Annotated in this window: 15 protein-coding genes; 7 read left to right on the top strand and 8 right to left on the bottom strand. The window is 71.6% G+C overall.

Features of this window, described 5'->3' with window-relative positions; translation table 11 throughout:
* Positions 1-77: 77 nt before the first annotated feature.
* Positions 78-1,076, top strand: a complete 999-nt coding sequence (locus tag O7621_RS23715) for a TerC family protein (protein ID WP_282231293.1) — start codon at positions 78-80, stop codon at positions 1,074-1,076.
* A 51-nt stretch (positions 1,077-1,127) separates the two neighbouring features.
* Here the strand turns inward: O7621_RS23715 and typA are convergent, their stop codons facing one another.
* Complete coding sequence (typA, locus tag O7621_RS23710; RefSeq protein WP_282231292.1) at positions 1,128-2,993, bottom strand: translational GTPase TypA; 1,866 nt, start codon at positions 2,991-2,993, stop codon at positions 1,128-1,130.
* A gap of 4 nt (positions 2,994-2,997) precedes the next feature.
* Positions 2,998-5,145, bottom strand: coding sequence for an MMPL family transporter (locus O7621_RS23705; RefSeq protein ID WP_282231291.1), 2,148 nt, complete (start codon positions 5,143-5,145; stop codon positions 2,998-3,000).
* Between the two features lie 97 nt (positions 5,146-5,242).
* Between O7621_RS23705 and O7621_RS23700 the strand changes: the two genes are divergently transcribed.
* From O7621_RS23700 to O7621_RS23690, 3 genes are all read left to right on the top strand, one after another.
* Entirely contained in the window at positions 5,243-5,794 is a 552-nt protein-coding gene (locus O7621_RS23700; protein ID WP_282231290.1) for a MarR family transcriptional regulator, read from the top strand.
* 46 nt (positions 5,795-5,840) lie between these two features.
* Complete coding sequence (locus O7621_RS23695) at positions 5,841-7,457, top strand: CocE/NonD family hydrolase (protein ID WP_282234707.1); 1,617 nt, start codon at positions 5,841-5,843, stop codon at positions 7,455-7,457.
* 438 nt (positions 7,458-7,895) lie between these two features.
* Positions 7,896-8,714, top strand: a complete 819-nt coding sequence (locus O7621_RS23690) for a peptidoglycan recognition family protein (protein WP_282231289.1) — start codon at positions 7,896-7,898, stop codon at positions 8,712-8,714.
* 22 nt (positions 8,715-8,736) lie between these two features.
* Here O7621_RS23690 and O7621_RS23685 read toward each other — a convergent pair whose 3' ends face one another.
* From O7621_RS23685 to O7621_RS23670, 4 genes are read right to left on the bottom strand one after another with little or no spacing between them, the layout of a single operon-like run.
* On the bottom strand, positions 8,737-10,134 hold the full coding sequence (locus O7621_RS23685) for a hypothetical protein (RefSeq protein ID WP_282231288.1): 1,398 nt from the start codon (positions 10,132-10,134) through the stop codon (positions 8,737-8,739).
* Positions 10,109-10,999 carry an alpha/beta hydrolase gene (locus O7621_RS23680; protein ID WP_282231287.1) on the bottom strand — a complete coding sequence of 297 codons (891 nt, stop codon included), beginning with the start codon at positions 10,997-10,999 and terminating at the stop codon, positions 10,109-10,111. The genes O7621_RS23685 and O7621_RS23680 overlap by 26 nt, the downstream gene beginning before the upstream one ends.
* On the bottom strand, positions 10,996-11,907 hold the full coding sequence (locus O7621_RS23675) for an SDR family NAD(P)-dependent oxidoreductase (RefSeq protein WP_282231286.1): 912 nt from the start codon (positions 11,905-11,907) through the stop codon (positions 10,996-10,998). The genes O7621_RS23680 and O7621_RS23675 overlap by 4 nt, the downstream gene beginning before the upstream one ends.
* Before the next feature lie 30 nt (positions 11,908-11,937).
* Entirely contained in the window at positions 11,938-13,512 is a 1,575-nt protein-coding gene (locus O7621_RS23670) for a hypothetical protein (protein ID WP_282231285.1), read from the bottom strand.
* A 205-nt stretch (positions 13,513-13,717) separates the two neighbouring features.
* Between O7621_RS23670 and O7621_RS23665 the strand changes: the two genes are divergently transcribed.
* A complete protein-coding gene (locus O7621_RS23665; RefSeq protein ID WP_282234706.1) occupies positions 13,718-14,617 on the top strand; it encodes an SDR family oxidoreductase in 900 nt (299 codons plus the stop codon).
* Between the two features lie 25 nt (positions 14,618-14,642).
* Here the strand turns inward: O7621_RS23665 and O7621_RS23660 are convergent, their stop codons facing one another.
* On the bottom strand, positions 14,643-15,296 hold the full coding sequence (locus O7621_RS23660; RefSeq protein ID WP_282231284.1) for an MBL fold metallo-hydrolase: 654 nt from the start codon (positions 15,294-15,296) through the stop codon (positions 14,643-14,645).
* Between the two features lie 210 nt (positions 15,297-15,506).
* Here O7621_RS23660 and rsgA point away from each other — a divergent pair, with 210 nt between their 5' ends.
* Positions 15,507-16,574, top strand: a complete 1,068-nt coding sequence (rsgA, locus tag O7621_RS23655; protein ID WP_282231283.1) for a ribosome small subunit-dependent GTPase A — start codon at positions 15,507-15,509, stop codon at positions 16,572-16,574.
* A 7-nt stretch (positions 16,575-16,581) separates the two neighbouring features.
* Here the strand turns inward: rsgA and O7621_RS23650 are convergent, their stop codons facing one another.
* A complete protein-coding gene (locus O7621_RS23650) occupies positions 16,582-17,646 on the bottom strand; it encodes an LCP family protein (protein ID WP_282231282.1) in 1,065 nt (354 codons plus the stop codon).
* Positions 17,647-18,111: 465 nt separating this feature from the next.
* Between O7621_RS23650 and uvrA the strand changes: the two genes are divergently transcribed.
* Positions 18,112-21,096, top strand: coding sequence for an excinuclease ABC subunit UvrA (uvrA, locus tag O7621_RS23645; RefSeq protein ID WP_282231281.1), 2,985 nt, complete (start codon positions 18,112-18,114; stop codon positions 21,094-21,096).
* Positions 21,097-21,114: the final 18 nt, after the last annotated feature.

Genomic DNA, 21,114 nt, shown 5'->3' with positions numbered 1-21,114 from the left:
CTGTGCGCATCTCCACGAAGACCGGGGCAGCCCGTCCCGGTTCCGTCGGCGGTGCCCTGTGTCTGCCGGAGGTCCGAGTGAACATCCCTGCCTGGGTTTGGCTGGTCAGCCTGGTCGTACTGACTGCGGTGCTGATCGCCGACCTGTTGATCATCGTCCGGCGGCCGCACGAACCGAGCATGCGCGAGTCAGCCGGCTGGACCGTCTTCTACATCGTGCTCGCGGTGATCTTCGGCCTCGGGGTGTGGGCCACGTCCGGCGGGCGGTACGCCGGCGAGTTCTTCGCCGGCTACGTCACGGAGAAGAGCCTCTCCGTCGACAACCTCTTCGTCTTCGTGATCATCATGGGCCGGTTCGTGGTGCCCCGGAAGTACCAGCAGAAGGTGCTGCTGGTCGGCGTCGTGCTGGCGCTGGTGCTGCGCGGCGGGTTCATCGCGGCGGGCGCCGTGCTGATCTCCCAGTTCTCCTGGGTGTTCTACATCTTCGGTGCTTTCCTCATCTACACCGCGATCGGCCAGCTACGCCAGCCTGAGACGACCGACGAGTTCTCCGAGAACGCGTTGATCCGGTGGAGCCGGCGGGTGCTGCCGGTCTCCGGTGCCTACGACGGTGGCCGGCTGACCACGGTGACCGAGGCCGGCCGGCGGATGTTCACGCCGATGCTGATCGTCATGATCGCGATCGGCGTCACCGACCTGATCTTCGCGCTCGACTCGATCCCGGCGATCTTCGGCATCACCCAGGAGCCGTACCTGGTGTTCACCGCCAACGTATTCGCGTTGATGGGGCTGCGGCAGCTCTACTTCCTGCTCGGCGGTCTGCTGGACCGGCTGGTCTACCTCAGCTACGGCCTGGCGGTGGTGCTGGGCTTCATCGGCGTGAAGCTGGTACTGGAGGCGTTGGCCGACAACAGCCTGTTCTTCGTCAACGGTGGCGATCCGGTCGGCTGGGCACCGCACATCCCGATCTGGCTGTCGCTGACCGTCATCTTCGTGACCCTGCTGGTCACCACGGTAGCCAGCCTGGTCAAGTCGTCCCGGGACCGTAAGCGGGAGCTCGCCGACCTCGTCAAGTGACCGACACCGCCGGTGGGACCCCGTGCCGAGAGCTCCCACCGGCGGTGCGGTTCAGCTCTGGTGCTTGCGGCGGGCCGCCGCCCGGGCCCGTGCGGTCTGGTCGAGGATTACCTTGCGCAGCCGTACCGCCTCGGGGGTGACCTCGACGCACTCGTCCTCGCGGCAGAACTCCAGCGCCTGCTCCAGGGAGAGCTTGCGGGGCGGCACCAGCCGCTCCAACTCGTCGGCGGTCGACGAACGCATGTTCGTCAGCTTTTTCTCTTTGGTGATGTTGACGTCCATGTCGTCGGCGCGAGAGTTCTCGCCGACCAGCATGCCCTCGTACACCGGGGTGCCCGGCTCGACGAAGAGCGAGCCGCGTTCCTGCAGGTTGAACATGGCGAAGCTGGTCGCCACGCCGGTCCGGTCGGCGACCAGCGACCCGGTGGGCCGGGTCCGCAGCTCGCCGAACCACGGCTCGTAGGACTCGAAGACGTGGTGCAGGATGCCGGTGCCGCGGGTCTCGGTGAGGAACTCGGTCCGGAACCCGATCAGCGCGCGGGCCGGTACCAGCCACTCCATCCGGATCCAGCCGGTGCCGTGGTTGACCAGCTGTTCCATCCGGCCCTTGCGGGTGGCCAGCAGCTGGGTGATCGCGCCCAGGTACTCGTCGGGGGCGTCGATGGTCAGCCGCTCCACCGGCTCGCAGACCCGTCCGTCGATCTCCCGGGTGACCACCTGCGGTTTGCCGACGGTCAGCTCGTACTGCTCGCGGCGCATCTGCTCGACCAGGATGGCCAGGGCGAGTTCACCACGGCCCTGCACCTCCCAGGCGTCCGGGCGTTCGGTGGGCAGCACCCGCAGCGACACGTTGCCGATCAGTTCGCGGTCCAGGCGGTCCTTGACCAGCCGGGCGGTCACCTTCGACCCCTTGACCTTGCCGGCCAACGGTGAGGTGTTGGTGCCCAGGGTCATCGAGATCGCCGGCTCGTCGACGGTGATCAACGGCAGCGGGCGGGGGTCGTCCGCGTCGGCCAGGGTCTCGCCGATCATGATGTCCGGGATGCCGGCCACCGCCATGATGTCGCCCGGGCCGGCGGCCTCGGCGGGCTTGCGTTCCAGTCCCTCAGTCATCAGCAGCTCGGAGATGCGGACCTTCTGCAGACTGCCGTCGGTGCGGCACCAGGCGACGGTCTGGCCCTTGCGGATGGTGCCCTGCCGGACCCGGCACAGCGCCAGCCGGCCCAGGAACGGCGAGGCGTCGAGGTTCGTCACGTGCGCCTGCAGCGGCGCGTCCGGGTCGAAGGCCGGTGCCGGGATCGTCGCCAGCAGCGTGCGGAACAGCGGTTCCAGGCTGTCGCTGTCGTCCGGCACCGCGCCGTCGGCCGGCTGGGTCAGCGAGGCGACGCCGTCGCGGGCGCAGGCGTACACGATCGGGAAGTCGATCTGGGCCTCGTCGGCGTCGAGGTCGAGGAAGAGCTCGTAGGTGTCGTCGACGACCTCTTTGATCCGCGCGTCCGGCCGGTCCACCTTGTTGATCACCAGGATGATCGGTAGCCGGGCCTGCAGCGCCTTGCGCAGCACGAACCGGGTCTGCGGCAGCGGCCCTTCGCTGGCGTCGACCAGCAGCACCACGCCGTCGACCATGGTGAGGCCGCGTTCCACCTCGCCGCCGAAGTCGGCGTGCCCCGGGGTGTCGATGATGTTGATGACGACCGGGTCGCCCTGGTCGGGCACGTAGCTGATCGCGGTGTTCTTGGCCAGGATGGTGATGCCCTTTTCGCGCTCCAGGTCCATGGAGTCCAGCGCCCGGTCGGGCAGTTCGGCGCGGGCGTGCAGCTGGCCGCCTTGGCGCAGCATCGCGTCAACCAGCGTGGTCTTGCCGTGGTCGACATGCGCGATGATGGCCACGTTGCGGAGATCGGAGCGGGTCTGCATGCTCCTATCCTCCGGCATCGGCGCGCCGGCCCGGCATCGGGTCGGCCCCGGCCGGCTTCGGCGTCGGATCGGCCCTGACCGGCACCGGCTCCGGGACGCGGTGGCGGGCGAGCGCGCTCGGCCACCAGAACCGTCGGCCGAGCACCATCGCGATCGCCGGCACCAGCAGGGTCCGGACCAGCAACGTGTCGAGCAGTACGCCGAACCCGACGATCACCCCGATCTCGGTCAGGGTGACCAGCGGCAGCACGCCGAGGACGGTGAAGACCGCGGCGAGCAGGACACCGGCGCTGGTGATCACTCCGCCGGTGACGGCGAGCGCGGTTCGCATGCCCTGCCGGGTGCCGTCGACGCCCGCTTCCTCCCGGGCCCGGGTGGTGAGGAAAATGTTGTAGTCGACGCCGAGGGCGACCAGGAACAGGAACGCCAGCAGCGGCACGCTGGTGTCCAGCGCCGGGTAGCCGAGCACCTGGGTGAACAGGGTGGTGGCCGCACCGACGGCGGCGAAGAAAGTGGCGACCACTGTACCGACCAGGATCAGTGGCGCGACGATCGACCGGAGCAGCACGATCAGCACCGCCAGCACCACCATGAGCACCAGTGGGACGACGACCCGCAGGTCACGCAGGGCGGCGTCGCGGGTGTCCAGGTTCGCGGCGACGGAGCCGCCGACGAGGGCGTCGCCGGCCGGTACCGAGTCGAGCGTGGCCCGCAGGTCCCGGATGGCGCGGTAGCTTTCGGCGCTGTCCGGTTCGGCGCGTAGCACCACCTCGACGACGGCGAGGTCGTCGGTGCCGCCGGCGGGTCGGGCGCTGGCGACCCCGTCGACCGTTTCGACGGCGGCGAGCACCGCCGGCGTCTGGGCGGCGTCGGCGATCACGATCACCGGGTCGGCGGCGCCAGGTGGGAAGGACCGGGACAGGGTGGCCAGCCCGTCGATGGATTCGGCGCTGACCCGGAACTGTTCGGTCTTGCTCAGCCCGATCCGGGCGTCGAACAGGCCGGTGGCCAGCACGGCCAGCAGCAGCAGGGAGCCGGCGAGCACGGTGCGGGGTCGGCGGCTGACCAGCGCGCCGGCCCGGGCCCAGAGGCCGCTGCGGGTGGGGTCGGGCTGGCCGGGGCGGGGGACGAACGGCCAGAACAGGCCGCGTCCGCAGACGGACAGCGCGGCGGGCAGCACGATCAGGCCGTACAGCATGGCGGTGGTGATGCCGACGGCGCCGGCGACGCCGATCGCGCGGTCGTTGGCGAGTACGGCGGCGAGCAGGGTTAGCAGGCTGAGCACAACGGTCAGGGCGCTGGCGGTGATCGCTGGGCCGGCGGAGCTCAGCGCCCGGCGCAGGGCTCGGCGGCGGTCGGGTTCGCGGCGCAGTTCCTCGCGGTAGCGGGCGATCAGCAGCAGGGCGTAGTTGGTGCCGGCACCGAAGACGAGCACGTCGACGATGCCGGTGGTGGAGGGGTCGATCCGCAGGTCGACGGCGCGGCTGGCGATGGCGATGAGTCCGTTGCTGACGACGTCCGCGGTGCCGACCACGGCGAGTGGCACCAGCCACAGCCAGGGGCTGCGGTAGGTGATCAGCAGCAGTGCGGCGACGACGGCGACGGTGGCGGCGAGCAGGGTGACGTTGGCGCCGTCGAAGGCGGCGGCGACGTCGGCGGTGAAGCCGGCGCCGCCGGTGAGTTCGGCTTCGGCGCCGGTGGGAAGTCCGGCGCGGGCCTCGGCGCGGAGCCGGTCGACGATCTCGCCGAGGCGTTCGATGTCGATTTCGGCGGGGAGTGGGACGGCGACCAGGGCGGCGGTGCGGTCGGGGGCGTACACCGGTGGGCCGACCTCGTCGACGGCGTCGCGGGCGAAGGCTTCGCGGTCGGCGGCGATCGCGGCGTCGTCGTCGGCGGTCAGCGGGGCGCCGTCGCGGGAGTAGACGACGAGGGCCGGGTTGAGCTGCCCGCCGGGTAGCTGCCGGCGCAGTTCGGCGACCTGGACCGACTCGGCGGAGGCGGGCAGCGCCCCGGTGGGGTCGTCGCCGGTGCGGGGATCGCCTGCGAAGCCGATCACCAGCGCGGAGAATGCGGCTGCGGTGAGCAGAACCAGCCATGCGGTCCACCGGCCGCAGACGATCGCGGTCAGCCGGGTGCCGAGCGGTGTGGGCATGTGTGCACCTCGTTCGTCGCCGGTTGGGCGGGGGCAAATATCACGGCTATCTAGTATCTCGTTCATCAAGACTATAGCCCTGGCCTGGGATAGGGTCATGTCCAGGACATGGATCGGAGGGCACACGGTGGGCGCCGGTGTATGGGGGACCCGGCCGAGTGGTCGGTCAGCGGTAGTGGCGGAGATCATCCGCCGGTTGCGCAGCTACACCGTCGACGCCGGCCATGTCGGTCACGCCTTCGCCGCACTGCACGACCTGCACGCCACCGACCTGCAGGCGCTGATCGCGGTGATGGACGCCGAACAGAGCGGCGAACCGATCACCCCGGGCGGCCTGGGCGTGCACCTCAACCTGACCTCCGGTTCGGTCACCGCCCTGGTGGACCGGCTGGAGCGGGCCGGACACCTGTACCGCGACCGGGACCCTGACGACCGGCGCAAGGTGCGGCTGCGGTACGCGGCCGAGGGCGCCGCCCTGGCCCGCGAGTTCTTCGCCCCGCTGGGCCGGCGTACCGATGCCGTGATGGCCGACTTCACCGACGACGAGTTGGAGACGGTCCGCCGGTTCCTGACGGCGATGGGCGAGTCCACCCGGGCGCACCGCGACGAGGTGCGCGCCGCCGCCCGGGACGGCGGCCGTGGGCGCTGACGGCGCACCCGGCGGCCGGCCCGATCGCCGGCACGGTGCCGCGGGCCTGCGGCGGTTCGGTCTTGCGGGCCTGCGGCGGTTCGGGGTTGGGGGTCCGTGGCGGGTCCGGATCCGACGCGATCTCGCCGTGCGGACCCGCGACGGGCTGCGGCTGCGGACCGACCACTATCGGCCGGTGGGTGCGGGCGCCGCGCCGACCGTGCTGATCCGGACCCCGTACGGTCGGGGCGGTCCGGTCCGGCTGCTCGGACTGCTGTTCGCCCGCCGTGGCTGGCACTGCGTCGTCCAGTCGTGCCGGGGCACGTTCGGGTCCGACGGCCTGTTCGAGCCGTTGCTGCATGAGCGGGCCGACGGGCTGGACACTTTGGAGTGGCTGCGCCGGCAACCCTGGTACGACGGACGGCTCGGCACCTTCGGCATCTCCTACCAGGGCTTCGGGCAGTGGGCCACGGCCGCCCATGCCGGCGACGACCTGCGGGCGATGGTCGCGGTGGTCACCGCCGCGCAGACCCGCGACTCCACGTACGCCGGCGGGGGGTTCTCCCTGGACACGGTGCTGACCTGGGCGGAGCTGATGTCGGCCCAGCAGGTGCCGTGGCTGACCCGCCAGCGTGAGCTACGTCGTGGCCTGCCCCGGCTGACCGCCGGCCTGGCGCACCTGCCCCTGGCCGAGGCGGACCGGGTCGCGACCGGTGGCACCGTGCCGTTCTTCCAGGAGTGGCTCACCCAGCACCGTCCGGCGGCACCGTACTGGTTGCCCCGCACCTTCCACCGGGAGGTCGCCCAGGTCCGGGCTCCGGTGTCGATGGTGACCGGTTGGCACGACATCTTTCTGCCGGCCCAGTTAGCCGACTACGCGGCGTTGCGGGCGGCGGGTCGGCGGCCCAAGCTCACCGTCGGGCCGTGGACGCATGGCAGCCCCGGGCTGTTCGTCACGGCGTACCGGGAAGCGGCGGCGTTCTTCGCGACCCGTTTCGGTGCAGTGCCCGGCGCGTCCGGTCACCGGCCGGTACGGGTACACGTCGCCGGGGCCGGGTGGCGCGATCTCGCCGACTGGCCACCGCCCGCGACGACCACCGGGTGGTACCTGTGGCCCGGTGGTCGGCTGGGCCGGGCGATGCCGCCCCGGTCGGCGCCGGACCGGCACCGCTACGACCCGGCGGCACCGACTCCGGCGGTGGGTGGGCCGATGCTGGTCGCCCAGCACGCCGGGGTGCGCGACAACCGGGATCTAGAGGCCCGCCCGGACGTGCTGACCTACACGAGCGGGCCGCTGGACGGGCCGGTGGAGCTGATCGGCCCGGTGACGGCCGAGGTGTACGTCCGCTGCACCGTCGCGTACTTCGACGTGTTCGTCCGGCTGTGCCGGGTCGACCGGCGCGGCAGGTCCTGGAACATCTGTGATGGACTGTCCCGGGTGGATGGGCCGGCGGGTGGCGAGGCGGTCCGGGTGCCGGTGACCCTCTGGCCGACCGCCTGCCGGCTGGCAGCAGGAGAGCGGTTACGGGTGCAGGTCAGCGGTGGCGCGCATCCGCGGTGGGCGAGGAACCCGGGAACCGGTGAGCCGCTGGGTACCGCCGCCCGGCTACTGAGCAGCCAACGGTGGATCTTTCATGACCCGCAGCGGCCGTCGGTGGTCTGGTTGCCGGTCACACAGGACTGACGATCCCTGCCGCCGGCCACCACCTGGCCTCCGGCGGCGGGCCGTGCCAACCGATGCTAACCGGCAGCGGTCACAACTCCACCCATCGCCCGCCAATACTCAGAGTTATTTGCCCTGGTCAGAAGCTTGCTGGGCACGCTATTCTCGACACATGGCACCGTCGGGAGGGCGTCGGTCACCAAGACTGACGACACCGGGAGGACCGGGATCGAGCTGTCGCCGGACGTGCCAGTCGAAGTGAGTCACCGGCCCGGCCAGCCGGTGCGCACAGTGGACCTCGGGGCGCGGCGGCGCCCGCGCCGGTGAGCGGAACCGCACCGGCGACCGGGGCCACCCGGCAGGTGGCGGCCGAGCCGGTCCATGGTCCCACGCTCCTCCGACGTCGACCGGACTCGATCCACCCACCCATCCGCCGGCGGGGAAAGGAGGCACCACCACATGGGAATCTGGACCGATCTCGCTACCTGGCGGGGTCCCACCGTGAACAGCGGCAACGGCACCGGTGCGTTGAACGAGCCGGAGGACCGCCTCGACGCGCACCACGGCATCGTGGTGCACATCGCCGCCGGATACTTCGAGGGCACCATCGCCTGGCAGCGTAATCCCGCGTCGCGGGTGTCGTCGCACTTCGTCGTGGCCAAGGACGGGCGCATCGCGCAGATGGTCGACACCGAGATCCGGGCGTGGACACAGCGGGCCGGCAACCGCACCTGGCTCAGTATCGAGAACGAAGGGTTCCTGCCGGACCGGCTCACCGCCCCGCAGCTGGAGGCGAACGCCCAACTGCTGGCCCGATCACACCTCGAACACGGCGTGCCGGTGCGCAACGCGAACAGCCCGCGCGAACGCGGACTCGGCCATCACAGCATGGGTGCCGAGAACGGATTCGACTGGGGACACAGCCAGTGTCCCGGTCCGGCGATCGTCGCTCAGAAACCGACGATCGTCGCCCGCGCGGCGCAGATCGTGACCGCGATCCGACCGCCGGTACCACCCCGACCGAGATGGATTATCGACGACCTCGACGACCCGGGAGACACCGTCATGTATCTCGTGCAGTGCACCAACCAGACCCCGAACCCGATCTACGTCGTGCACGACAGCGGCAAGGTCCGGCACATCGGGCCCGCCGAACTCGCGTACCTGCGCGGCCTCGGTGGCGAGGACGAGGTGCCCACCATCACCGAGTCCGACCCGGCCGCCTGCTCGCGGTTGCTGGCCGAGGCCCGGGTCGCCCAGGGCTTCCTGCAGAACTGAACGGTCCGGTGCGGCCCGGGCCTCACCCGGCCGGTGTCAAGGACTCCCAGCTGACGCCCGGGTACCCGCCGGACTGCCGCCAGAAGTCGTCGAACTGGACGAGGGTCAGCTGACCCGGCATCGGATACCGGGCCGGAATCGCCTGCAACGCCTCGTCGTAACGCGCGTACAGCGACATTTCACAGGGGAAGTCCGCCAGGTTCCGGCCGAGGTAGCGCCCGCTGCGGGCGGCCCGGTCGAGCACCGCCTGCCACCGCTCGGGCGGCGGCCAGCCGACCGCGTCCGGCACACCGTTCTGGAACAGCGCCAGATGGATGTCGGTGAACGGTTCCCGCTCGTCCAGGTAGCGTTCGACGTCGTGCAGGCTCGGCTCCATGGTGAACGTCATCCAGTAGGGCACTGAGCCGGTCCGCAAAGTCCACCACGGGTCGAGCACGATGAACGATTCGATCAGCAGCCGGCTCGCCGGGATGCGCCGCTGCCGGTACCACCACTGGTAGAGGTCGGCGACCATCGGCGACGGTGCCGACGGCCGGTCGAACACGATCCGGCGGACCTGGTAGCCGTTCTCGGCGGCGAACCGGTCGATGTCCTCGGCCAGTTGCGGGGCGAAGCCCCACTCCGCCTCCGGGCTGACGCTGTCCGGTTCCGGGCCGACCCACCGGCGTACCGGGGAGCCGTAGCGGTGCAGGTAGGCCGCCACTCGGGGGCCACCCCGGTGGAACTCGTTCTGGGTGGCACCGCCGACCGCTCCGTGCTGGAACACATGCCGCTCACCGACCACGGTGGTCCGCCACTGCTTGCGGCAGTCGGCGATGATGATCGTCCCGCCGGGCGCCAGCCGTTCCCGGAGGAACGCCTCGTACTCCGCTCCCAGGGTGCGGCGCTTGACCCGGAAGTAGGTCAGCGCCCGCACCATCAGCCGGTCCTGGTTGGCGTCGTGCATGTGGTGCAGCTGGACGTCCGGGTTGGCGTCGAGCAGCGCCCGACCCGGCTTCAGACCTTTGCGCAGCGCGGTCGTCGGATCGTCCGGGTGTACCCGCTGGGCGACCGGGATGAAGAAGGTCTGCGGCAGCCACGGCACCCCCAGCGCCGCCCACAGGTGCACCAGCGCTCCGCTGGACGAGCCGACCGCCACCGCCGGATAGCGGCGCCGCGGGTACTCCCGGGTCACCCACCGGGAAACCTCCGCCACGTCGATGCGGCCCATTTTCGCGGCCCGTACCGCCTCGGTCAGCCCGCCGACGATGAACGCCTTCTCTCTGGCGCGGCCCGGCAGCAGGTCGGTCGCCTTCACCAGCGGCTTCAACAGTCTTGACTGGCCGAGGGCGGGAAACGACTCACCCCGCAGGTACGCGGCGGTGGCCAGCAGCATCGCCGAGGCCGAGTCGAAGCTAGCCAGGAACGCGGGTGCGGGCACCGTCGACACCTCCGCCGGTCGTCGCGAGCTCGTCGAGGAAGCCGTGGATCACCCGGGCGAACTCGGCCGGGTTGTCGTGGCTCATCGCGTGCACCACGCCGGGCAGTCGGCGCAGCCGGGCATCGGGGGCCTGCCGGCGCAGGTCGGCAACCCACTGGTCGGACACCAACGGGTCGCGGGTGCCCCGGCACACCAGCACCGGCGCGCCGACCCGGCGGATCCTGTCCTCGGGCCGGTCCGCCAGCGCAGCCGAGAATGTCCGCAGCACCCGCCGCACCCCCGCCCGGCGGTAGTCGGTCAGCTGGATCCGTTTGAGCCGGACGGACTGGGTGGTCTGCTCGGCCTGCCAGCGCCACAGTTGGCTGCGCCACGTGCGGCGCCCCGGATCCACCGTGGGGCCCGCCAGCACCACCGCCGACACCCAGTCGGGGGCCTGGGCGGCCGCCTCCAGCACCACCTGACAACCGAGCGACACGCCGACCAGTACGGCCGGGGCGGTGACCACGGCGGGCAGCCAGCTGGCCACGGCGGTGCCGAGTTCGGCGACGTCGGGCACCGGCTCCGGTTTGCTGCTGTGGCCGCAGCCGGGCAGGTCCGGGGCCAGTACGGTGCCGGTGGCGGCGAGGCGGCCCGCCACCGGCACACCGAGTCCGGCGGCGACTGCGAGCCCGTGCACCAGCACGATCGGCGGCCGTCGGTCGGTCGCCGCCGGACGGTCCCAGCACAGGCCGGTGATCGTCCACATGGTGTCCGAGGGCGCGCCGGCCCGGACCCGCCAGCTCGGCGGGGCCGGCACCTCGACCTGCCGGGTGACCGGCTGCGGCGCTGGCGAGCCCGGCGTCGACGGCGTCAGCAGCGGACTCACCGGGCACCACCCGAGGCGGGGTACGCCGTACTCTGGCCGCTGTCGACCCGGGCACCGAGCGGCATGGGGCGCAGCAGGTTGCCGGCGGTGTAGCCGACCGGGACGTCGGCGACCTGGGACCGCCGCGCCGCCCGGGCGCGGGCCCGCTCGGTCAGCGCCGGCAGCAGCCGGGCGCCGAGCACCCCGCGCCGGGCACCGGGCCCGACGTGAACCTCCCGGCGAGGGCTGTGGACCAGCTTGACGACGGACCTGGCCACCTCGTCGGGGTGGCAGGGGTGGGCCGGCGGCGCCACTCGCCGACCGGTCCAGTTGGCGGCGCTGCGCGACATCGGGGTGTCCACCGGCCCCGCCAGCACCGTGCACACCGCGATCCCAGGCACGTCACGGACCTCCTGCCGGGTGCAGTCGCTCAGCGCCCGGACGGCGTGCGCGCTCGCCGCGTACGCGCTCTGCTGCGGCGCCGGTGCCCAGCCGTGCACCGGCGAGACGGTGATCAGGGTCCCGTGTCCCTGGTCCCGCAACCACGGCAGCGCGGCGCGGATGCCGTGGTAGGTGCCGAACAGGTTGGTCCGCACCACCTGATGCCACAGGTGCGCGGGAGTCTCCTCGACCGCGCCGTACAGGTTGACGCCCGCGTTGTTGACCCAGACGTCGATCCGGCCGAACCGGGCGACGGCCTGTCGGGCGGCGTCGGCGACGGCGTCGGCGTCGGTCACGTCGAGCGTGACCACCAGCACCTGTCCGCCCCGCCCACGGCATTCGGTGGCCGCCGTCTCCAGCGCGTCCCGGCGGCGGGCCAGCAGTACCAGGGTGGCGCCGGCGGCGGCGAAACGGTGGGTACAGGCACGGCCGATTCCGCTGGACGCGCCGGTGACGACGACGATCCGGTCGTCGAGGTTCCTGGCCATGGGTTTCCTCCCGGTCTCGGTGGGCAGCGGTCAGTCCATCGGGGGTACGCCGAACGGCAGCGCCATCGGCCGGCCCCAGTCCCGCCACGGTGGGCAGGGCAGCGGCGGTTCGCCGTCGAGGAACCGGTTGACCTCGTGGTAGAACGCCGGGGTGTCCGGCAGGAAGGGGTGTGCTTCGCGGACCGGGCAGACGTTGCGGGCGACCGGTAGCCGCCAGCCGTGTGGCATGAGCGGCAGATCGGTCGCCGAGGTGACCGCGACCGTCCGTACCGGCGGTGGCAGCGGATCGGTCAGCACGGCGGCGCCGCCGTTGGTTGGGGCGAGTAGTTCCCGGGCGGCCGGGGCGTCCGGCTCGAAGTGGAAGTCCACCCAGTCGGAGACCGGCGCCAGCAGCCGGAACAGGTCGCTGCCGACCCGACCGGGCCCGTCGCGACCCGGTGGGAGGTAGCCCGCCGGGCTGTCCGGGAACGGTCCGATCAGGATCAGCTCGTCTATCTGGGCGGTGGCTCCGCCGGCCATCGCCGCCCAGGCCACCCACACTGCGTGCGAGTGGGCGGCGACGACCAGCGGGCGGGGCAGGTCCCGGACCTGGGCGGCGAAGATGCTGACCTGCTCGGCGAACGGCCGCTGGGTGTCCGCCCGGTGGTACGGGGCTCCGGTGCGGATCGGGCAGCGGGCCCGGCCCTGCGGCTGGCCGTCGCCGGGGCCGGCATAGGAGAAGTAGAACGTCTGCGCGCAGGTGTAGCCGAGGACATCGGTGCGGGTGCCGAAGATGGTGCCCCGGCCGGAGGCGGAGTTGATCCCGCTCATCAGCAGGATGGAGCCGGTGCGCGGTGCGGCCGGGTCGGTGACTGGTGTCGACCTGGTGGCGATGAACCCGGCGGTCGCGACCAGGAACAGCGCGGCGGCGCCGGCAAGCCGCAGCCGGGGCAACGCCGGTGCCGGGCGGGCGAGCAGCCGGACCGCGACCGCGGTCAACGCACCGGAGACCGGCACGGCGGCCAGCCGCAGCGCCGGGATCTGTTCGGCGAGCACGCCGAGGCCGATCAGGGCGGTCGCGTACGGCACGGTCACCTCGACCCGCAGCCCGTTGCGCCAGGTGCGCGACCATGCCTGGCGCAGTCGCGTGGTGCCCTGCCACGGCAGCGCGACGACGACGACCACGACCAACGCCAGCAGCCCGACGCCGGCCCAGAACAGCCGGGAGTAGAGGACAGCGGCGGCGATGTAGACGGCCTCGGCGGCGAACAGCAGGACCGGCAGTACGGCGAGGTAGACGGTGGCGGCCAGACGTAACCGTTGCCGGTCCAGCCCGCCGAGCATCAGCGCAAGTACGCTCACCCGTACCGCCAGCGCCCCGATCAGCCCGGCGGCGAACCACGGCCGGGACGGCGCTCTGGTCAGCAGTAGCCGCAGGTCGGTGTACAGGTCGACCGGGGGCAGGGCGACCAGGTGCGCGAGGCCGGGCCAGTGGGGCAGCGCGCCGGTGGCCGCCAGCAGGGTCACCCCGACGGTCAGCCCAGCCAGTGGCCAGAGCCGGGGCGGTCCGAGGGCCGGGGCCGCCCGGATCGCGCCGGCGGTGTCCGTTGCGTCCCGTGTGCCCATCCGGTCGCGCCGCCCGTCCTGTCCCGGCCGGCCGTGGAGAGCCGGGTCTGGTGCTGTCGAACGACGGCTGCCCGTCGGCGGGTGGCTCAAACCTGCCGGGGGTGGCTGGCCGGTGCCGGGGATCAGCCGACGGTTTCGGTCCGGGGTGGTGTGGGTACGGCTGCGGTGTTCACACCTGTTGCGCCCGTACCGTGAGGAGCGAACGATCATGGCCGACCAGCACATCCGGCAGGATCCGACGGAGCAGTACGGTCAGCGGCGGGGACAGCCGGTGCAGAAGCAGCCACCGCCGGGCACCGGTGCCAGGATGGATCCGCCGCCGGACCACGGCGAGGAGAGTTACCGCGGCTCCGGCAGGTTGACCGACCGGCGGGCGGTGATCACCGGCGGGGACTCGGGGATCGGCCGTGCGGTGGCGCTCGCGTTCGCCCGGGAGGGTGCCGACGTCGTCCTGTCGTACCTGCCGCAGGAGGAGCGTGACGCCCGGGAGACGGTCCGGCTGGTCGAGTCGGCCGGCCGGCGGGCGGTGCCGGTGCCCGGCGACATCACCACCGAGCATCAGTGCGTGGAGCTGGTGCGACGCGCCGTCGAGGAGCTCGGCGGCATCGACATTCTGGTCAACAACGCCGGGTACCAGATGGCGCAGGAGAAGGGGATCGCGGAGATCTCCACCGAGCAGTTCGACCGGGTGCTGAAGACCAACCTGTACGCGTTGTTCTGGATCTGCAAGGCGGCCGTGCCGCACATGCCGCCGGGGTCCAGCATCATCAACACGTCGTCGATCCAGGCGTTCGATCCGTCGCCGTCGTTGTTGGACTACGCGACCACCAAGGCGGGCATCGTGAACTTCACCAAAGGGCTGGCGGCGAACCTGGTCGACCAGGGGATCCGGGTGAACTCGGTGGCACCCGGGCCAGTCTGGACGCCGTTGATCCCGGCGACCATGCCGCCGGAGGCGGTGGGCAAGTTCGGCACCACGTCACCGATCGGTCGACCGGCGCAGCCTGCGGAGCTGGCCCCGTCGTACGTCTTCTTCGCCTCGCAGGAGTCCAGCTACACCACCGGTGAGGTGCTCGCCGTCACCGGTGGCCGCCGCACGATCTGACTGTCGCCGCGTCGCCGGTGACGGGTCACCAGCCCCGGGCCCGCCACTGCGGCAGCGCCGGGCGTTCGGCACCGAGCGTGGAGTCCTTCCCGTGGCCGGGGTAGAACCAGGTGTCGTCGGGCAGCCGGTCGAACAGCTTGCGCTCGACGTCGTCGATCAGCGACAAAAAGTTGCGCCGGTTGCCGCGGGTGGCACCGACCCCGCCGGGGAACAACGCGTCGCCGGTGAACAGGTGCGCCACTCCGTGTGGATCCCGGTAGAGCAGGGCGACCGAGCCGGGCGTGTGCCCGACCAGGTGGACGACCTCCAGTTCACAGTCGCCGACCGCGACCCGGTCGCCGTCGGTGATGGTGGCGGTGACCAGGGGCAGCCCGTCGGCGTCGGCCGGGTGGGCGAGCGAGGCGGCCCCGGTCGCGGCGGCCACCTCCTCCAGCGCGACCCAGTGGTCCATGTGCTGGTGGGTGGTGACCATGGCGGCGAGCCCGGCCGGCCCGATCAGCTCCAGCAGCCGGGGTGCCTCGTTCGCCGCGTCGATCAGCACCTGCTCGCCGGTGCTGGTGCAGCGCAGCAGGTAGGCGTTGTTGTCCATCGGTCCGACCGCGATCTTGGTGATGGTGAGCCCGGTCAACTCCCGGACGTCCGGCGCGCCGCCGACGGTGACATCTCCCTGGTAGGGCACCGGAACCTCCTGCTGGTCGTGGCTGGGCGGAATTGGCTTTCCCCGGCTGCCGTCAGAAGGCTACCGTTGCCGTGACGCGTCAGGCAGAGCTCTCCGGAGGGAGGTGGTGGTGACCGTGACTGTCCCCTGCGGTCCGTCCGCCTCTCCTTCCCACCGGGGTCGTCCGGCCGGTCCGGCCGGCGGGCACCCCACGACCTGACAAGGGTTCTCATGACGTTCGATCTCGCGTCCCTCGGCTGGGACGCCTTCCACGACCGTGCCCTGCCGGCTCCCGACACCGACCACCAGCCCGGCCGGGTGGCCCGGGTGGACCGCGGGGTGTGCACCGTACTGGTGGCCGACGGACCGATGCGGGCCAGTGTCGCCGGCGCGGTCCTCACCGCCGCCGCGTCCGACCCGGTGGCCCTGCCCTGCGCCGGCGACTGGGTGCTGGTGCGGACCTGGCCGGACGAGCGGACCACCGTCGAGCAGGTGCTGCCCCGGCGGACCGCGCTGGTGCGTCGTACCGCCGACAAGGACTCCACCGGGCAGGTGCTCGCCGCCAACGTCGACACGGCCGCCGTCGTCGAACCGATGCACCCGGCACCCGATCTGGGCCGCATCGAACGCTTCCTGGCGTTGGCCTGGGAGTCCGGCGCCGAGCCGGTGGTCCTGCTGACCAAGTGCGACGCGGTGGCCGACCCGGCGGCGGTGGGCGACCAGGTGTCCGCCGTGGCACCGGGCGTACCGGTGATCACGGTCAGCGCGCAACGCGGTGACGGCATCGACGAGGTGTCCCGGCTCGTGGCGCCCGGTCGCACTCTGGGACTGTTGGGGCCGTCCGGGGCGGGCAAGTCGACACTGGTCAACGCCCTGGCCGGCACCGAGGTGATGGGGGTGCAGGCCATCCGTCGGGTTGACGGCAAGGGCCGGCACACCACCACCTACCGGGCGCTGATCCCGATCCCGGGCGGCGGGGCGGTGCTGGACACCCCAGGGGTACGGGCGGTGGGTCTGCTGGACTCCGCTGACGGCCTGGACGAGGCGTTCTCCGACGTGGCCGAGCTCGCCGCCGCCTGCCGGTTCGCCGACTGCGCGCACAGCGGTGAGCCGGGCTGCGCGGTGCGTGCCGCGATCGAGTCGGGCGACCTGCCGGTGCGCCGCTGGGAGAGTTGGCAGCGCCTGCAGCGGGAGGTCGCGCACGAGATGCGTCGCCGGGACGCGCGGCTGGCCGCCGCCGAGCGGGCCAGGTGGAAGCAGATCTCGAAGGACAACCGGGCACGTTACCGGCAGCGGTGACGCCGGATCAGCGGCCGGTCGGGTGTTCGCGCAGCCAGTCGTCGACGGTGTCGCCACGGACCGCCGCGTACAGGTCTGCTGCGGCCGCCTCGTCGGGGAAGACGACACTCTGCCCGGCCTGCTGGCCGGTGCCCGCCGACGGCGAGGTGAGCATGGTCAGGTCGGTGCTGCGTAGCTGCCGCAGCGCCCACACCGTGTCGAACACCGAGGTGCCCTCGTCCACGGTGACCGCGTCGGCGGTGGCGCGCAGGAAGTCGTCCAGCTGGCCCGGGCTGGTGAGCAGCCCGCTGCTGCTGGCCTGGTCCAGTACCGCCGCGATGATTTCCTGCTGGTGCCGTACCCGGGTGAAGTCGCCGTCGGCGAACTGTTTGCGCTGCCGGGCGTAGTCCAGCGCGGTGTCGCCGTCCATCTGCTGCAGTCCGGCGGTGAACTGCCGGTACGGCGGGTGGACCGAGGTGAACGACTCGTCGACGGCGAGTTCGATTCCGCCGACGGCGTCGATGATCTCGGCGAAGCCGGCGAAGTCGATGAGCACCACGTGGTCGATCCGGACTCCGGTGAACGCCTCCACGGTCTGCACCAGTAGCGGCGTCCCGCCGGTCGCGTACGCGGAATTGATCTTGTCCTGGCGGCCGTCGCCGCCGTCCGGGTCCGGCACCCGGACCCAGGTGTCCCGGGGGATGGAGATCATCTGTACGCCGCTGCGGTCGGCCGGCAGGTGCGCCAGGATGATCGTGTCGGTGCGGGAACCGGAGGTGTCCGGATCCCGCGAGTCGCTGCCGACGATCAGGAAGTTCCTCGCCTGCTCGACGGCCTTGACCGGGCGTTGCGCCTCGGGCAGTGCGGTGAATATCTCCACCTTGTCGACGTGCGACTCGACGGAGCGGGCGTACAGCCATCCGGCGGTGGCGGTACCGCCGACCACCAGGAGCAGCGACAGCCCCGCGACGAGCAGGGCGAGACGCAGCCAGCGGCCGCCACGGCGGCGGGAGGGCGGCTGCCCCGTCGTGCCGGGCGGCGACCCGTCGGTTTCGGGTACGGCCGTGTCGGATTTGAGTTCCGTATCGAGCATGACTCTCGCATCGGGCGTAGCGTTCGCTTCGACCGTGGGGTCGGAGACCGCGTCGGACATGGGATCAGAGGCTACGTCGCCGCTGACCAACCCGACATTGCCGGCTTGGTCGGTCCTGCCGGCCGGATGGCAGCGGGGGCCGACCCGTCCCACCCCCCGATCGGACGGGCCGGCCCGCTGACACGTGGAGGAACCCTCTGCTCCACGCCAGGTCAATGGGTGACTTGACCAGTATGTGCAGTATGCCGGCCGATCCGGCCCGCCCGGGCGGTATTGGCGGGACCGGTGCCGGGATACCCCGATCGGGTGACGACGTGTGTCGGGCAGAGTTGTCGGGGCCTGGGGCTACAGTTGCCGGGGCGTCGGCCAGGTCGGCTACAGACCACTGGCCGGAAGCGACAAACGTGACGATTCAGACACCCGACAACACCCACCCTTGTGAGCCTCTACGGGAGCAGGCGGACCGTGGCCGACCGATTGATCATCCGTGGCGCGCGTGAGCACAACCTCCGCGACGTCAGCCTTGACCTGCCACGTGACGCGCTCATCGTGTTCACCGGGCTGTCCGGCTCGGGCAAGTCGAGCCTCGCGTTCGACACCATCTTCGCCGAGGGGCAGCGGCGGTACGTCGAGTCGCTGTCGTCGTACGCCCGGCAGTTCCTCGGCCAGATGGACAAGCCGGACGTGGACTTCATCGAAGGGCTCTCACCGGCGGTCTCCATCGACCAGAAGTCCACCTCGCGCAACCCGCGGTCGACTGTCGGCACCATCACTGAGGTCTACGACTACCTGCGGCTGCTCTTCGCCCGGGTCGGCGAGCCGCACTGCCCGGTCTGCGGCGAGCGGATCTCCCGGCAGACCCCGCAGCAGATCGTCGACCGGGTGCTGGCCATGCCCGAGGGCACCCGGTTCATGGTGCTCGCCCCGGTGGTGCGCGGCCGTAAGGGCGAGTACCTCGATCTCTTCGCCGATCTGCAGGCCAAGGGGTACGCCCGGGCCCGGGTCGACGGGGTGGTCCACCCGTTGACCGAGCCGCCGAAGCTCAAGAAGCAGGAGAAGCACACCATCGAGGTGGTCGTCGACCGGCTCACCGTCAAGCAGAGCGCCCGGCGGCGGCTGACCGACTCGGTGGAGTCGGCGCTCGGCCTCACCGGTGGCATCGTGCTGCTCGACTTCGTCGACCTCGCCGAGGACGACCCGGCCCGCGAGCGGCGGTTCTCCGAGCACCTGGCCTGCCCGAACGACCATCCGCTGGCGATCGAGGACCTGGAGCCGCGGGTCTTCTCGTTCAACGCGCCGTACGGCGCCTGCCCGGAATGTGTCGGTCTGGGCACCAAGAAGGAGGTCGACGCGGAGCTGGTCGTCCCGGACGTGGAGCGCTCCCTGCGCGACGGCGCCATCCAGCCGTGGTCCGGCGGGCAGACCCAGGAGTACTTCGCCCGGCTGCTCGCCGCGCTCGGCGAGGCGGAGCACTTCGACCTGGACACCCCGTGGCGCAAGCTGCCCAGCCGGGCGCAGAAAACCATTCTGTACGGCTCCGACGACCAGGTGCACGTCCGTTACCGCAACAAGTACGGCCGGGAACGGTCCTACTACACCGGCTTCGAGGGCGTGGTGCAGTGGATCGAGCGGCGGCACACCGACACCGAGTCGGAGTGGTCCCGCGAGAAGTACGAGGGCTACATGCGGGACGTGCCGTGCGGGTCGTGCGGCGGCGCCCGGCTCAAGCCCGAGGTGCTCGCGGTGACCGTGGCCGGACGCAACATCGCCGAGGTGACCGGGCTGTCCGTCGGCGAGTGCGCCGACCTGCTGGGCGGGCTGGTGCTCACCGACCGGCAGAAGATGATCGCCGAGCGGGTGCTCAAGGAGATCAACGCCCGGCTGCGGTTCCTGGTCGACGTCGGACTGGACTACCTGTCGCTGGACCGCCCGGCCGGCACCCTCTCCGGCGGCGAGGCGCAGCGGATCCGGCTCGCCACCCAGATCGGCTCCGGCCTGGTCGGGGTGCTGTACGTGCTGGACGAGCCGTCGATCGGGCTGCACCAACGGGACAACCACCGGCTGATCGAGACCCTGGTGCGGCTGCGCGGCCTGGGCAACACGCTGATCGTCGTCGAGCACGACGAGGACACCATCCGGACCGCCGACTGGATCGTCGACATCGGGCCGGGCGCCGGTGAGCACGGCGGCCGGATCGTGCACAGCGGGCCGGTCGACGAGCTGCTGATTAGCGACGAGTCGCTGACCGGGGCGTACCTGTCCGGCCGCAGGGCCATCCCGGTGCCGGTCACCCGGCGGCCGGCGACAGCCGGCCGCGAGTTGGTGGTGCACGGCGCCCGCGAGCACAACCTGCGCAACCTGACCGTCACGTTTCCGCTCGGCCAGCTGATCGCGGTCACCGGGGTCAGCGGCTCCGGCAAGTCGACGCTGGTCAACGACATCCTCTACACCGTACTGGCCAACCAGATCAACAACGCCCGGCTGGTGCCCGGCCGGCACACCCGGATCACCGGGCTGGACCACGTGGACAAGGTCGTCGGTGTCGACCAGTCGCCGATCGGCCGTACCCCACGGTCGAATCCGGCGACCTACACCGGGGTGTTCGACCACGTCCGCCGGTTGTTCGCCGAGACGACCGAGGCGAAGGTGCGCGGTTACGGTCCGGGGCGGTTCTCGTTCAACGTCAAGGGCGGCCGGTGCGAGGCGTGCTCGGGCGACGGCACCATCAAGATCGAGATGAACTTCCTGCCGGACGTCTACGTGCCGTGCGAGGTCTGCAAGGGCGACCGGTACAACCGGGAGACCCTCGAGGTCCACTACAAGGGCCGGACCATCGCCGAGATCCTGCAGATGCCGATCGAGGAGGCTGCCGACTTCTTCGAGGCCATCCCGGCGATCCACCGGCACCTGAAGACCCTGGTCGACGTCGGGCTGGGCTACGTGCGGCTCGGCCAGCCGGCGCCGACCCTGTCCGGCGGCGAGGCACAGCGCGTCAAGCTCGCCTCCGAGTTGCAGAAACGCTCAACGGGCCGGACCGTCTACGTGCTCGACGAGCCGACCACCGGGCTGCACTTCGAGGACATCCGCAAGCTGCTGACCGTGCTGGCCGGTCTGGTCGACAAGGGCAACACGGTGGTGGTCATCGAGCACAACCTCGACGTGATCAAGACCGCCGACTGGCTGATCGACATGGGGCCGGAGGGTGGGCACCGGGGCGGCACCGTGGTGGCCGCCGGCACGCCGGAGGAGGTCGCCGAGGTCGCCGAGAGCCACACCGGGGCGTTCCTGCGCCCGGTCCTGGGCCGTACCGGCGCCGCCGGTGGAGCCGCCGCCGCGTCCGCGCGGGCCGCGAAGGCCAACGGCGTATCCGGCCGGACGAACACCGCGTCGACCCGGGCGAAGCGTGGCTCCGGCGCGCGACGGGCGGCCGAAGCGGTCGCACAGCATTGACACAGCGACCGTACAGCG

Source organism: Solwaraspora sp. WMMD937 (genome assembly GCF_029581175.1).
In the GTDB taxonomy this organism is placed as follows: Bacteria; Actinomycetota; Actinomycetes; order Mycobacteriales; family Micromonosporaceae; genus Micromonospora_E.
This window is presented reverse-complemented; position numbering and strand designations above follow the sequence as displayed.

What these genes read in the sequence shown, in the direction of transcription:
- typA (WP_282231292.1), bottom strand. Translation starts at nt 2,993, where the DNA reads ATGCAGACCCGCTCCGATCTCCGCAACGTGGCCATCATCGCGCATGTC.
- O7621_RS23705 (WP_282231291.1), bottom strand. Translation starts at nt 5,145, where the DNA reads ATGCCCACACCGCTCGGCACCCGGCTGACCGCGATCGTCTGCGGCCGG.
- O7621_RS23700 (WP_282231290.1), top strand. Translation starts at nt 5,243, where the DNA reads ATGTCCAGGACATGGATCGGAGGGCACACGGTGGGCGCCGGTGTATGG.
- O7621_RS23690 (WP_282231289.1), top strand. Translation starts at nt 7,896, where the DNA reads ATGGGAATCTGGACCGATCTCGCTACCTGGCGGGGTCCCACCGTGAAC.
- O7621_RS23675 (WP_282231286.1), bottom strand. Translation starts at nt 11,907, where the DNA reads ATGGCCAGGAACCTCGACGACCGGATCGTCGTCGTCACCGGCGCGTCC.
- O7621_RS23670 (WP_282231285.1), bottom strand. Translation starts at nt 13,512, where the DNA reads ATGGGCACACGGGACGCAACGGACACCGCCGGCGCGATCCGGGCGGCC.
- rsgA (WP_282231283.1), top strand. Translation starts at nt 15,507, where the DNA reads ATGACGTTCGATCTCGCGTCCCTCGGCTGGGACGCCTTCCACGACCGT.
- O7621_RS23650 (WP_282231282.1), bottom strand. Translation starts at nt 17,646, where the DNA reads ATGCTCGATACGGAACTCAAATCCGACACGGCCGTACCCGAAACCGAC.